15 protein-coding genes are annotated in these 12,662 nt (G+C 66.4%); 6 read left to right on the top strand and 9 right to left on the bottom strand.

Translation table 11 applies throughout. The features are described 5' to 3' along the window. The first annotated feature begins 64 nt into the window (after positions 1 to 64). A complete protein-coding gene (locus LDO22_RS13005) occupies positions 65 to 613 on the top strand; it encodes a flavodoxin domain-containing protein (RefSeq protein ID WP_224023700.1) in 549 nt (182 codons plus the stop codon). On the opposite strand, the gene LDO22_RS13010 is transcribed toward LDO22_RS13005, so the two are convergent. Beyond that, positions 580 to 1,203 (bottom strand): HD domain-containing protein, encoded by a 624-nt coding sequence (locus tag LDO22_RS13010; RefSeq protein WP_224023703.1) that lies wholly within the window; start codon positions 1,201 to 1,203, stop codon positions 580 to 582. The two genes, LDO22_RS13005 and LDO22_RS13010, sit on opposite strands and share 34 nt — an antisense overlap. Before the next feature lie 9 nt (positions 1,204 to 1,212). Next, a complete protein-coding gene (gluQRS, locus tag LDO22_RS13015) occupies positions 1,213 to 2,112 on the bottom strand; it encodes a tRNA glutamyl-Q(34) synthetase GluQRS (protein ID WP_224023705.1) in 900 nt (299 codons plus the stop codon). 317 nt (positions 2,113 to 2,429) lie between these two features. Between gluQRS and LDO22_RS13020 the strand changes: the two genes are divergently transcribed. The 3 genes from LDO22_RS13020 (at position 2,430) to LDO22_RS13030 (ending at position 5,141) form a co-directional block, all read left to right on the top strand. Continuing rightward, a complete protein-coding gene (locus LDO22_RS13020; protein ID WP_159629701.1) occupies positions 2,430 to 2,906 on the top strand; it encodes an Lrp/AsnC family transcriptional regulator in 477 nt (158 codons plus the stop codon). Between the two features lie 85 nt (positions 2,907 to 2,991). After that, positions 2,992 to 4,482, top strand: a complete 1,491-nt coding sequence (locus LDO22_RS13025) for a WXG100 family type VII secretion target (protein ID WP_224023707.1) — start codon at positions 2,992 to 2,994, stop codon at positions 4,480 to 4,482. Between the two features lie 56 nt (positions 4,483 to 4,538). Next, positions 4,539 to 5,141: a hypothetical protein gene (locus LDO22_RS13030; protein ID WP_224027235.1), complete on the top strand. Its 603-nt coding sequence runs from the start codon at positions 4,539 to 4,541 to the stop codon at positions 5,139 to 5,141. Between the two features lie 15 nt (positions 5,142 to 5,156). Here LDO22_RS13030 and LDO22_RS13035 read toward each other — a convergent pair whose 3' ends face one another. Beyond that, positions 5,157 to 5,612: an Lrp/AsnC family transcriptional regulator gene (locus LDO22_RS13035; protein ID WP_082006995.1), complete on the bottom strand. Its 456-nt coding sequence runs from the start codon at positions 5,610 to 5,612 to the stop codon at positions 5,157 to 5,159. A 106-nt stretch (positions 5,613 to 5,718) separates the two neighbouring features. Here LDO22_RS13035 and LDO22_RS13040 point away from each other — a divergent pair, with 106 nt between their 5' ends. Then, a complete protein-coding gene (locus LDO22_RS13040; protein WP_224023709.1) occupies positions 5,719 to 6,360 on the top strand; it encodes a LysE family translocator in 642 nt (213 codons plus the stop codon). An 11-nt stretch (positions 6,361 to 6,371) separates the two neighbouring features. Here the strand turns inward: LDO22_RS13040 and LDO22_RS13045 are convergent, their stop codons facing one another. The 6 genes from LDO22_RS13045 to LDO22_RS13070 all read right to left on the bottom strand — a co-directional run bounded on the left by LDO22_RS13045 (position 6,372) and on the right by LDO22_RS13070 (position 11,963). Then, positions 6,372 to 7,349: a hypothetical protein gene (locus LDO22_RS13045; RefSeq protein ID WP_224023711.1), complete on the bottom strand. Its 978-nt coding sequence runs from the start codon at positions 7,347 to 7,349 to the stop codon at positions 6,372 to 6,374. Positions 7,350 to 7,406: 57 nt separating this feature from the next. Next, entirely contained in the window at positions 7,407 to 7,799 is a 393-nt protein-coding gene (locus LDO22_RS13050; protein WP_224023713.1) for a nuclear transport factor 2 family protein, read from the bottom strand. A 40-nt stretch (positions 7,800 to 7,839) separates the two neighbouring features. Next, on the bottom strand, positions 7,840 to 8,343 hold the full coding sequence (locus LDO22_RS13055; protein ID WP_159629691.1) for a DUF456 domain-containing protein: 504 nt from the start codon (positions 8,341 to 8,343) through the stop codon (positions 7,840 to 7,842). 100 nt (positions 8,344 to 8,443) lie between these two features. Beyond that, on the bottom strand, positions 8,444 to 9,643 hold the full coding sequence (locus LDO22_RS13060; RefSeq protein WP_159629689.1) for an NADP-dependent malic enzyme: 1,200 nt from the start codon (positions 9,641 to 9,643) through the stop codon (positions 8,444 to 8,446). Positions 9,644 to 9,932: 289 nt separating this feature from the next. After that, complete coding sequence (locus LDO22_RS13065; protein ID WP_224023715.1) at positions 9,933 to 10,541, bottom strand: TetR/AcrR family transcriptional regulator; 609 nt, start codon at positions 10,539 to 10,541, stop codon at positions 9,933 to 9,935. Positions 10,542 to 10,679: 138 nt separating this feature from the next. Continuing rightward, a complete protein-coding gene (locus tag LDO22_RS13070; protein WP_224023717.1) occupies positions 10,680 to 11,963 on the bottom strand; it encodes an MFS transporter in 1,284 nt (427 codons plus the stop codon). A 156-nt stretch (positions 11,964 to 12,119) separates the two neighbouring features. On the opposite strand from LDO22_RS13070, the gene rraA reads away from it, so the two are divergent. Continuing rightward, positions 12,120 to 12,581 carry a ribonuclease E activity regulator RraA gene (rraA, locus tag LDO22_RS13075; RefSeq protein ID WP_224027236.1) on the top strand — a complete coding sequence of 154 codons (462 nt, stop codon included), beginning with the start codon at positions 12,120 to 12,122 and terminating at the stop codon, positions 12,579 to 12,581. Positions 12,582 to 12,662 lie beyond the last annotated feature (81 nt).

Here is a 12,662-nt window from a genome sequence, read left to right on the forward strand (position 1 = left end):
CGGCCGGGGCGTGGGGGACCTTTGCCTCTTTGCCCGGCTGCTGCGCACCGCCAAAGTGGTGCCCATGGCAAAGATCCTGATCCCGTACGGAACCTCGGAGGGCCAGACGGCCCGCATCGCCGACTACATCTCCGACGTGCTGCAGGCCCACGGCCACCAGGCCGACACACTGGACCTCAAGCACGCAGACCACGACCTCCCGGACGGCTATGACGCCGTCATTGTGGGCGCCTCGGTCCATGCCGGAAAACACGAAGGCTACGTGGCCGATTTTGTCCGCAGGAACCTGCCCGCCCTGCAGAACCTGCCGGCCGCCCTGTTCTCGGTCAGCCTCTCAGCCCATGGCGACCCGGAGGACGCGGAAAAGTACGTCGCGGAATTCGAGGACGGCACCGGCTGGCGGCCGGACAAGGTGGCGATGTTCGGCGGTGCACTCCTCTACACCCAGTACGGGTTCCTGAAGCGCACGATGATGAAGAAGATCGTCAGCAGCCAGGGCAGCCCGGATACCGATACCGGCCGGGACTACATCTATACGGAATGGGACGGCGTCCGCCGGTTCGCGGAGGAGTTCCTGGTCTACATGGAGCGGAATCCGGGTCCGGTGTCGTAGCGGAGGTTCTCGTAGTCAGTGTCGTCCGCCTCGTCCAGCTGCGCGTCGAATTCCTCCAGCAGCCAGGGATTGACCCGCGCCAGGATCTTCCGTACCTCGTCCACCTCCACGGCGGCATAGAGCACGGGCCGGGCATCCCGGTACTTGGTCACCGGAGGCTTGTCCGGCCACTTCGCCGCCAGCGCCTCGACACGCTCAGGCAGCGAGTTATGCGCGTTGTCGGCGATCTTGACCAAGGCGGCGTCATGGTCCTCGGCGATCTCACGGATGCCGGACTGGTAATCGTCGGGGTTGCTGTGCAACCGGTTGGTGACGCGCTCAATGATGTCCACGGAGCGCTCAGGGACGCCCATCTCCAGCAGGGCCTGCCGTGTCATCGGCGTGTCCTCGGCAATGTCGTGAAGGTAGCCCGCGATCCGGATCTCGTCGTCGAAGTCCGCCAGGGCATCTCCGACGGCCAGGACGTGGTCCCGGTAGGGCCGCTTCAGCTTGTCCTTTTGCCGGTTGTGGGCCACCTCGGCGAGGACTTTGGCGGTTTCCACCGTGAATGTTGGCGTCCGGCCCTGGGCCGGAATCTGCTCGTCTGACATCCACCAAGCTTAGCCAGCCGGCGGACGCTCCATCCCTGGCCACACCCAGGGTTCGCGGGGCAACTGTGCCGGGTCGAGGGCGTGCAGGGCCTGGTCCAGTGTTCCGGCGGGCAACCCCAGGGACTCCAGCAGCAGGTTCCGCACCTCCCGGGCTGTTACGCCGGCTTGGGCGAGGTCCGCCAGCGTGACCGCGCCGTCGCGCTTGGCCAGCCGCGCGCCGTCGCGGTTCACCACCAAGGGCACATGGACATATTCCGGCACGGGAATATTCAGGAGGGAGGCAAGGTAGGCCTGCCGGGGCGTGGACGGGAGCAGGTCGTCGCCGCGGACCACCTGGTCAATGCCCTGCGCGGCATCATCCACCACAACGGCAAGGTTGTAGGCGGTCACGCCGTCGTTCCGGCGCAGCACGAAATCATCCACGACGCCGGTGAACGTCCCGTGCATGACATCCTCCACCGCGTATTCATGAACGTTGGCGCGCAGCCGGATGGCCGCAGGCCGGGTGGACCGTTTGTAGTCGAGCTCTGCCCGGTCCAGGTTGCGGCAGGTGCCGGGGTAGGCCCCCTGTGGAGCGTGCGGCGCGGACGGCGCCTCCTGGATTTCACGGCGGGTGCAGAAGCATTCGTAGGTCAGCCCCGCCGCTTGAAGCCGGTTGATCGCCTCGGCGTACACGGGTCCGCGGCTGGTCTGTCGCACCACCTCCCCGTCCCAGGTGATGCCCACCGCCGCCAGGTCACGCAGCTGCACCGCTTCCGCACCGGCACGGGCACGGTCCAGGTCCTCCACCCGCAGCAGAAACCGGCGGCCGGTGGAGCGGGCGAAGAGCCAGGCGAGGATTGCGGTTCGAAGGTTCCCGACATGGAGTTCACCCGATGGGCTGGGGGCAAAGCGGCCGGCGGAAGTCATGGAACAACCCTAGACGGAAGCACACAAGAGCCCCTCAGCTACCGATGACTTCCGGGAACCGGGCGTCGGTAGCTCAGGGGCTCTTGCCGTGTTTGCAGAATGAGCGTGGTGTGAACAAGCCTCAATCAGCGGCAGCCTCCTTGCGGGAAACGTGTCCAGGAGCCGGGTGGTGTTCCGGGGAACCTGTAGCCTGCGGGGGACCAGCGGTAGCTTTTGCCCTTGTTGCCACTATTCCAGCAGACACCCTACAGTTGGAACAACCACCAGTACTTCGGTTGGTCAGACTGACCAATCCATGGAGTTCCCAGCGACAGGAAATGATCAGATTGCAGGAACTGGACCCCACCGACCGGCGCATCCTCAGCGCCCTTGACGAGGATCCCCGGGTTCCCATCATGGTGCTCGCGCAACGCCTGGGCCTTGCCCGGGGAACCGTCCAAAGCCGGCTGGAGCGGATGGCGGCATCCGGAGCCCTCCGCCCCAACAGCAGCCGGGTGCTCCCAGCGGCACTGGGCCGCGGCGTGGCCGCCGCCGTGAGCGCTGAACTGGACCAGAGCCACCTCAACGAGGCCATCGCGGCGCTGCGCGACATCCCGGAAGTGCTGGAATGCCATGCCCCTGCCGGGGACACCGACCTGCTGATCCGCGTGGTGGCCAAGAGCCCGGACGATCTGTATCGGGTGTCCGAGGAGATCCGGCTCTGCCCGGGCATTGTCCGTACCTCCACGAGCATGTTCCTTCGCGAGGTCATCCCATACCGGACCACCGGGCTCCTGAAAGGCCGGCCGGAATAGCCGGCGGGCCACAGGGAACCTCTCCCCATCGCCGCCCGCAGGCTGCCCGGCTAGGCTGGCACGGAAGATCCAACAGGGGGACAACATGGCGGGGAACTTTTACGGCGCGGATGTGGCGCAGCTGCGGCAACTGGCCAAGGAGCTGTCAGCCGGCGCCAACCGGCTTAATGCCCTGGGGCAGCAGCTCGGCAGCAGCATCAGCTCCGGCCTTTGGAAAGGGCGCGACGGCGACAGGTTCCGCAGCGAGTGGACGGCATCGCACGCGAAACTGCTGAGGTCGGCCACGTCAGGGCTTGAATCAGCAGCCAGGACGCTCCTGGCCAATGCGGACGAACAAGAGAAGGCAAGCACCAGCAGTCCGGGCGGCGCCGGCGGGTCCGGAGCCGGCGGGGCTGGCGGGACCGGCGGGGCAAGCGCGCAGGACCTGACGGATATCCTCACCGCCATGACGCCTGCCGAGCGGCGCGCCTACCTGCAAAGCGACGAGTTCCGCCGGTGGGCCCAGGCAAACCCTGAAGCTGCCAAAGCCGCCATGGATGCCGCCGCGGACTCGGGCCTCATCAGCAAGAACTCCAAGGGGTACCAGGACTTCCTCAACGACTACTGGAACGGGCAGGCGATGCTGGCGATGGGCATCGATCCAGCCGACTGGGACACGTCCAAGGGCACGGAATACAACTGGGAGACCATCGCCAAGGTCTATGACTTCTACGGCCGCGCCTACCTTGCCAATCCCGATCTGCAGTGGGCAGGCATGGCCAACATGATTGGCCCGTCCTTCGCCGGCGGTTTCCGGGACATGGCCATGCTGCGGGACCTGGCCCAGCAAATCACCGACAACCCCGCCTCTGACATCCCGCTCCCGGTCCTTGACCAGCTGGAACAGCTCGCAGGCATGACGGACGACGAAATCCGTTTTTATGAGACCAGCATGCTGGACATGAACAAGGAAATCTTCCTGGACCAAGCCCGCCAGCACCAGGCGTATATGGACGGCGGCATCGCGGAGATCAACCGTCTTCGCGACTCGGGCGCCATCGACCAGGCCACGGCCAACGCGTGGGCGCAGATCGATTCCGGCGATCCCAGCAAGGTTCGCGAGGGCAATACCACACTCCTCTACCGCGAACAAAACGAAATCATCGCGGACGACTACGACGCCATGCGCAGCCACCCCGGAGGCGAAGCGGTTACGTACATGGTCACGCTCGCCGGGGAACCATCCATCCCGGGAGCCAGGAGCTACCCCGAGGTGTTTCCCTACACCTTCAGCGTGGAAAGCCCGGGGCCGGAAAACATCCCCTTCACCAGCTGGGACAATCCCGCCCAGTTCCGCACCGACTTCACCACCGGCTTCCCGGACGGAAACATCGCCAACGCGGACCAGCGCTGGAACCTCATCAGGCAGGACACCCTCCCCGCCTACCAGCACCTTCTGGCCACGGACCCCGAGGGTGCTGCACAGATTATCGGTTCCGATTTCAACGGGAGGGTGGTCCAATACCGGCCCACCAACAATATTCCCGGCATCATGGACCGGTTCCTTGGCGGCTTCGACGCGGAGGTCCACCAGTGACTGCCACCCACCGCATCGCCGCCCCCGGGCCGTGCGCCGCCGTCGCCAGTGCCCTGATGTCCCTCCTTGTCCTGACCGGCTGCCAGGCCGCCGCGCCGGCTCCGGCCGATCCCACCACCGCCACTTCATCTTCTGCAGGGAGCACCGTGAAAACCTCTTCGTTCTCCACCCTTGACGCCGCCGGTGTGGAAAGCATCCGCAACAGCCGGACGGCCCGCCTGGACATGAGCTCGGGGCGCCTTGAGAAGGAGGCAGTGCGGGTCACCAAGGACAGCTACGGCCCGGAGATCAACACCCGGGACTTAGGCAAGATCAGCCTCAGCATCCTGGCGCCCAGCGGTGAGATCACGGCCGAAACGGACCGGATCCGTTTCAACACCACGGACTCGCGCACGGATTTCAGCGAGGTGACCTACTTCCTCACCGCCGGCTCACCCGAGGAGTACTTCGAGCTGATCAGGGACGGCGTGCAGCGGTACGGGATAGCTGCGGATGCGGCCGAGGAATGGATCAGCAGCACCCAGGCGGACCCCGGCTCCAAGAGCGACTTCTCCATCACGCCCGGGACCGGCACCGGGCTGGTGGTGAACTACGATCTCCGCTACGACGGCAGCAAGGACACCCAGGTGATCATCGTCCACGTCCTCCCCGCACCCTGACCCGCCGGGCCACGCCTAGACCGGCGGTCCGGCGTTTGACTTCAGGTTCTTCATGACGAGTGTTGAAGTCAGCCGCTCGACGCCGGGCAGCGATGTGAGTTCGGTGTCATAGAAGCGCTGGTAGGCGGGCAGGTCCGCCGCGATGACCTTGAGCAGGTAGTCCGGGGATCCGAACAGCCGCTGGGCCTCCACGATGTTCGGGTTGTCCGCCACCCGGTTCTCGAAGATCTCCATGGTGGGCCGGTCCACCTGCCGGAGCGTGACGAAGACGATTGCCTCAAATCCCAGGCCCACCGCGGCGGGGTCAACGTCCGCCTTGTACCCGCGGATCACTCCCGACTGCTCCAGGTCCCGCAGCCGCCGATGGCAGGGCGCCACGGTCAGGCCCACCTTCGAGGCGAGGGCGGTGGCGGTCATCCGGCCATCTTCCTGAAGGTGTCGCAAAATGTTTCTGTCGATGTTGTCCAGCACGCAATAAACATACTGCCTCTGCTGCGAGGCGCGCGAAAAAGGGACAGCACTTTTGGTGCCATTCTTCCTATGGTTGCTCCTGAGAGACGTTCGACAGGAGAAACCGATGAATCCGCAGCTGTTCCTGGCCTTCCTGGTGGTGGCCGCAGCCCTGGCCTGCACGCCTGGAGTGGATTGGGCGTACACCATCGCGGCCGGACTCCGGCACCGCAGTTTCGTGCCCGCGGTGGCCGGGCTGTGCGGCGGCTACGTCCTGCACACCGCCCTGCTCGTGGCCGGCCTGGCCGCCGTGCTGGCCGGCATGCCCGGCGTCCTTGGCTGGATAACCCTGGCCGGCGCCGGGTACCTGCTGTGGCTCGGGGTGGGAACCCTGCGCTCCTGGCGCGGTGCGAGCTTCAGTGCGGATGCCGCCGTCGGGCCGGGAACCCAGCTGCGCACCTTCCTGCAGGGCATGGGCACCAGCGGTATCAACCCCAAGGGCCTGCTCTTCTATGTGGCCCTCATTCCGCAGTTCGTCAGCGCCGATGCGTCGCTGCCCGTGCCGGTGCAGTCGGGCCTCCTGGGCATGACGTTCGTGGCGCTGGCGGGCCTGGTCTATACGGTGGTGGCCCTGCTGTCGCGCACGCTGCTGCAGAGCAGGCCCGGCGCAGCGCGCGCGGTAACCCTGGCCAGCGGCATCATCATGGTGGTCCTGGGGACTGTGCTGCTCGGCGAGCAACTGTTGCCCTTCCTGGCCAACCACTCATAGGCCAACGGGTCCTAATCCCCGCTGAGTTCCCTCCAGTCCTGCTCCCAGATCCGGCGCATTTCCTCATCCTTGCGGATGGGCGCCGGAGCCTCCAGCTCCCGCTGGGGTTCAGGGTCACCGCGCCGGCGTCCCCAGTCGCGCGGATTCAGCGAGCGTCGGCTCGATTCCAGGACCAGCAGCGCCCGGTCCGTCAAGGCGTCATTGCGCAGCGCAAGGTGCGTCTTGCGGCGGCGCAGGACCTCGGCGATCGCCTGGTGGGCCGCGTCCAGCCGGCCTTCCCTCCGCAGGGCACGGGCACGGACCAGCAGCAGGGCAGCGGAGAGGTCGTCCGCGTTCAGCAGTCCCTCCGTCCAGTCGATGACCGTGCGGCTTCGGCCCAGGCTGAGGGCAAGGGAGCAGCGGGCCAGGGCCATGGGAAGCGACGGCGGCAGCCCGGTCAGCGAGTCGAGCGCAGCCTCGGTGCGGCCGGTCTCGCGCAGCGAGTGGGCCAGGGCCAGGAACACCGATTCCTCGCTGAACAGGACGGGGATCTCCACCCGCTCAGCCAGCTCGATCCGCGTGACGATCCTGGTGAGGTAAGTGGAGGAGTACCTGTTGGCTTCATCGTCGTTCCTGGTGGTGAGCCCCCGCTGAAGGAGCTCGGAAGCACGCAGATAGCCGCCGTGTTTGTACACCAGCAGCCCGGCCATCAGGTAGCAGAGCCCGGCCCATCCGGGGTAGGCGCGCGCCAGGGTGATCAGCCGTTCCGGCTCGCGGCTGGTGAAGACGGCTTCGTGGACCGCTTTGGCAGGCTTGGGCATCAGCCGCTTGAGCCGGGGCACCTCGCCGTCGATGGACAGCAATGCGGGGTTCCGCCCACCCAGGACACCGGTCAGCAGGCCACCCACTCCCCCGGCGAGATCATGGACCGGAGTGCGCAGCTGTGCCTGTCCGAAAGGGGTGAGATCGCGGCTGTCCCAGTAGATCGGTGCAGTCTCCCCGGCGCTCATCCTTAAATGCTAACCGTGAGTTCAGAGCCCCCCTCCCCAGTCCGGGCCCCAGGGCAGTCAGTTCCTGGCCATGAACCATTCGGTAAAGGCGGAGGCCCGGCCGGACCCGTCAAACCTGATGACCCACAGGTTGTCATACGTGGGGCGGCCGCCCGAGTACGCGGTGACGCCCTGGACAAAGGCCGTGTTGCCGTCGCATCCGAGCAGCTCCCAGCTGAATGTCCAGTCGGCCGGCTCGTCGCGTGCGGCGAGCCAGCCTTCGACGATCCCCTCGTCGCCCCGCCAGGGTTCCGGATCGTGGGGACGGGTTTCATAGACCGCGTCAGAGGTGAACAGGGCGCGGATGTCATCGGCGCCGTTGCTGTTCCAGGCCGCCTGGTACTTTTCCATCCAAGCGTGGACAAGATCCTCTGCCGACGCACGGCCTTTTGCTGAAGCTGGCTGGGTCATACCTAGGTTGTACCCGCGCCGCAGTGCCGGCGCAACGGCGTCACCCGTTGGCGGCTGCTACCCACACGCCGATCACCCAGGTGCTGGCAGCAAGGCAGGCGAGCCCGAATTCAGCGAGCATACCCACGCCGGTGGCCTTCAGGGCGGCCCAGCTGGACCTCGCCGCCGTCGTAAAGTTCCGCGTGCGGAGGAACTCGCTGGCCAGCAGGCCGGCAGCAAAGCCCACGAAGAGCCCCACCACGGGGATGATGAACATCCCCACGACTCCCGCAACCAAGGCCACCACGATGCTGCGGCTGGGAATGGCGTGCTGCTTAAGTTTCCTGCCGGTCAGGACGGCACCTGCCGTCATTCCCGCGGCGACGAAAATCATGGCCACCGCAAACACCACCCAGCCCGCCGTCCCGGCACCGCCCCAGATGGCCCACGCCAGCAGGCTGACACCGATCAGCACGCTCCCGGGCAGGACGGGAATGATCGTGCCGGCCACCCCCACCAGGATCGCCAGGCCGCACAGGATGGTCACCACGGTCTCGGAGCTCATGATGCCCAGTCTAGGTGGCCCGGTTCAGCGCCTTAGCCCGACGGCGGTGCCTCCTTCGGGGAAGGAGGCACCGCCGTCGTGGTTCCGGAGGAAAGGAGTCCTACTCCGCTTCCACCGCTGCGGCGACGGCGGCGGTAACCGCCGGGGCCACGCGCGGGTCCAGTGGGCTGGGGACGATGTAGTCCGCCGACAGGTCCTCGGCGGCAAGCTCGGCAATGGCACGGGCCGCGGCCAGCTTCATGGCCGGCGTGATGCGGCGGGCCCCTGCGTCGAGCGCACCGCGGAAGATGCCCGGGAACGCCAGGACGTTGTTGATCTGGTTGGGGAAGTCGCTGCGGCCCGTGGCCACGACGGCGGCGTACTTCACGGCAACCTCGGGCAGGACTTCGGGGTCCGGGTTGGAGAGGGCGAAGACGATGGCGTCCTGGTTCATGGTGGCCAGGTGTGCCTCGTCCAGCTTGGAGGAGGAGACGCCGATGAACACGTCGGCTCCAGCGAGGGCTTCGGCGGGGCCGCCGGTGATGCCGCGGGGGTTGCTGCGGCCGGCGATGTCCGCCTTCTTGCTTCCGGGGCTGGCGGCCAGGTCCTCCCGGCCGCTGTTGATGACGCCCCGGGAGTCCAGCAGGACCACGTCGGTGATACCGGCTGCGAGGAGGATTTCGGCGACGGCGATTCCTGCCGCGCCGGCGCCGGACACCACAACCTTCAGCCCTTCCAGGCCGCGGCCTGTCACCTTTGCTGCGTTGGTGAGCGCGGCAAGGGCAACGACGGCGGTGCCGTGCTGGTCATCATGCATGACCGGGCAGTCCAGGGCTTCGATCAGCTTTTCCTCAAGCTCGAAGCAGCGCGGAGCCGAGATGTCTTCAAGGTTGACGGCGCCGAAGCTGGGGCGCAGGCGGACCAGCGTTTCCACGATCTCGTCCACGTCGGTGGTGTTGAGGACCAGCGGGATGGAGTCAAGGTCGCCAAAGGTCTTGAACAGGGCGGACTTGCCTTCCATGACGGGCAGTGAGGCGCTGGCACCGATGTTGCCCAGGCCCAGGACGGCCGTGCCGTCGCTGACAACGACCACCAGGCGCTCGGCCCAGGTCAGCGTGCGGGCGAGTTCGGGCTTGGCGTGGATGGCGCGGCTGACCTCGGCGACACCCGGGGTGTAGGCGATGGACAGGTCCCGCTTGTTGGACAGCGGAACAGTGCTGGTGACGGACAGCTTGCCGCCCTGGTGGGCGCTGAAGATCTCGTCTTCGGTCAGGGCAGTGGCTGCTGAGTTGTCGGCGGCGGTAATTGCGTCAATGGACACGTCGTTGTCTCCTGGTGCTTGCCGTGGGCGCACGGCACATGGGACTGGAACCCGGCAGCGGGCCCAGCATGGAAAAGTAGTGCGACAGGAAACCCAGGGGTGGCGGGTCCGTGGGAACGCCGGGGATGTTTCCGCCCTGCCGCTCCTGTGCCTCCATGGTAGGCAGTCCGGAACTGCCCGGATGGCACCTCTTGACAGCCGCGGCGTCTGAAAAAACGTTTTGGCAGCGGTTTATGTGGCCCGCATCACGTGATTATGGCGGATTTAATCAGGTTTTGGTCTAGACCAGTTACGCAGATCGACTCACTGTTAACGCAGCCTCGGCTTCCGGGGACAGCCGCCCGCAGGCCTTTTTGAGGTCTTCCTCCGCTTCAAAGAGCGACAGCCGGCGGTTCCGCACGGACTGGACCAGACCAGTGACCGTCAGGAGGAGGACCCGTGCTCCCACGGCGTCACCGCAGGCGCCGGCCACGAGCTTTTCGCTGAGTGCGTCGATCTCGCGCAGGAGGTCCGTGGTGTCTTTGTCCGGCAGGTACACGCCCCTGCTGAGGCATTGCTCCACCGCGGGCTGCATGACGCGCATATGGAAGATTTCCATCAGCAGGCCGGAAAGAGCGCGGCCCCGGAAGCGCGGGGACGAGCCGCCGGAACCTGCCTGCAGCTCGTCCAGCTGCTGCCGGTACAGCGCCAGCATCAGATGGGTGGGGGACGGAAAGTAGCGGTAGAGCGTACCCAGCGGCACGTCTGCTTTTTCTGCGACCTGGGAGAGTTCCACGGCATCAAGCCCCGTGCGGGCAAACCCGGCAGCGGTATCAAGGATCCGTGCGTAGCGGAGGCGCTGGCGGGGAGCGGAAGGCCTGGCGGCCATGGGCGGATGGTCTGAAAAAGTCTCGGGCATCAGCATTCCGGGGTTGTGTCGTAGGGACTGCGGCCAGGAGCGCCCCCACTTCCGTACCGCCCTGCAGCCCGGTTCAACTATACGGCACAGGCACGTGACCTAATTAGTCAGCGGCCTTATCTTCAGGCCCCCAAGGGGTCAGTCGACGCCCCGGATCTTCACCACAAAGACCGCGCCCAGCAGTCCAATTGCCGCAGCGGTGAGGAACAGTGTCCGGTAGCCGCCCCAGTAGTTCACGGCCAGGAGCGCCAAAGCCGGAGCAACCACCTGCGGCAGCGAGTTGGCCACGTTGATGACGCCCATATCCTTGCCCCGGCTGACGGCGAAAGGCAGGACCTGGGTCAACAGGGCAAAGTCCACGGCCAGATAGGCGCCAAACCCGATGCCCAGGACCGCGGCACCGGCCAGCGCACCGGGCCACACGGGAAAGAACGCCATGATGGCACCGGCCATGGCGATGGTGGCGGAGGATCCGATGACGAAGGGCTTCCGCCGCCCCACCCTGTCACTCCAGGGCCCAGCGACGACGGCCGTGATCATCACCATCACGGCATAGATGCCGGTCAGGACCAGCACCCCCATGGCGGGGTCCCCGAAGTGGATGACGTCGCGCAGGAAGAAGAGGAGGTAGACGATGGTCAGCTGGTTGCCCACATTGACCAGGAAACGGGTCAGCCAGGCCCACGCGAAGTCCGGATAGCGCCGGGGGCTGATCCAGAAGCCCTTGATGAAACCGAGGGGGCGGAAAGCCGTCAGTTCAGACTTGGGAAGTTCGGGGTCGTTACGGTGGAACAGGTACGGCAGCACGGAGAGCAGCAGCGCACCCGCGCAGAGCCAGTAGCCCACCATGAAGTTCCCGGAGACCACGGCGCCGAAGACCGCCCCCGTGAGGATTCCGAGGGTCTGGCCCATGGCCGCGAGTCCGCCCACTCCCCCGCGCTGGACCACGGGAACCCGGTCCGGGACGGCGGCGGTGATGGCGGCGTAGGCGGCGTTCGCGCCCAGCTGCACCAGGCACCAGAAGAGAACCATGAGCGCCACGGCACCCGAGAAGGACATGGCCAGCAGCGCTGCTGTGGCAAGCACTGCCCCGGCCAGCACCCACGGCGCCCGCCGGCCGAACCGTGACGTGGTCCGGTCCGACAGCGCACCGAAGAGGGGGTTGGCCACCAGCGACACGGCGGCCCCGCAGGCCGTGACCAGGGACAGGATGGCTTCCTTGGCGGGCGCATCGATGCTGATGGCCTGCTGGCCGATGAAGACGTTGATGGGGCCGAAGAAGGCGGCGTTGATCCCCACGTTCACCAGCACCAGCCCGGTCACCCAGCGGGCAGTGACCCGCTCAACCGGTTCGGCGAGCGCTGCCGCCGGGGTTTGGGCCGCGAAGGTGCCGTCCGGCGCGGGCGTATTGGACACACTCATTGGTTTGGCTCCCCCTGGTACGGCCGGTTGGCGGTGGGATCAGACTATCGTGGGCGGTAACGCGCCGCCCTGCGCCGGGCGCCGAATGTGCACAGTCCACCACCACGCGAGGAAAGCCACGTGACCACACCAGCAGGAAACGGATCCGCTCCGGCCATGAACACTGCCGATCTCTACGATGAGCGCGGCGACGCACTGGCATCGGTGTCCCTGCAGTTCCAGTCCTTGGGTGGCAGGTCCCATTTCAGCGGTCCGGTCCGGACCATCCGCTGCTTCCAGGACAACGCCCTGGTGAAGTCCACGCTCGGCTCGCCAGGGAACGGTGCGGTCCTGGTGGTGGACGGCGGCGGCTCCCTGGGCACCGCCCTGATGGGGGACATGATCGCCGAAAGCGCCGTGGCCAACGGCTGGGCCGGCGTCGTCATCAATGGCGCCATCCGCGACCGGCTGGCAATCGCTGAACTGGACCTCGGCGTCAAGGCCCTCGGAAGCAACCCCAGGAAGAGCCAGAAGGCCGGAGCCGGCGAGGTCGACGTGGACGTGGTGATCGACGGCGTGACGTTCCGCCCCGGAGCCACCGTTTGGTGCGATCCCGACGGCATCCTCGTGGAACCGTAGGGCGGTTGGGCAAAAGCTTCAGCAACAAAATCGCACGGCCGGGAATAGAAAGAGCCGGTAAGATAGTTACTGAAAGCAACT

It is taken from the genome of Arthrobacter sp. NicSoilC5 (assembly GCF_019977395.1).
In the GTDB taxonomy this organism is placed as follows: domain Bacteria; phylum Actinomycetota; class Actinomycetes; order Actinomycetales; family Micrococcaceae; genus Arthrobacter.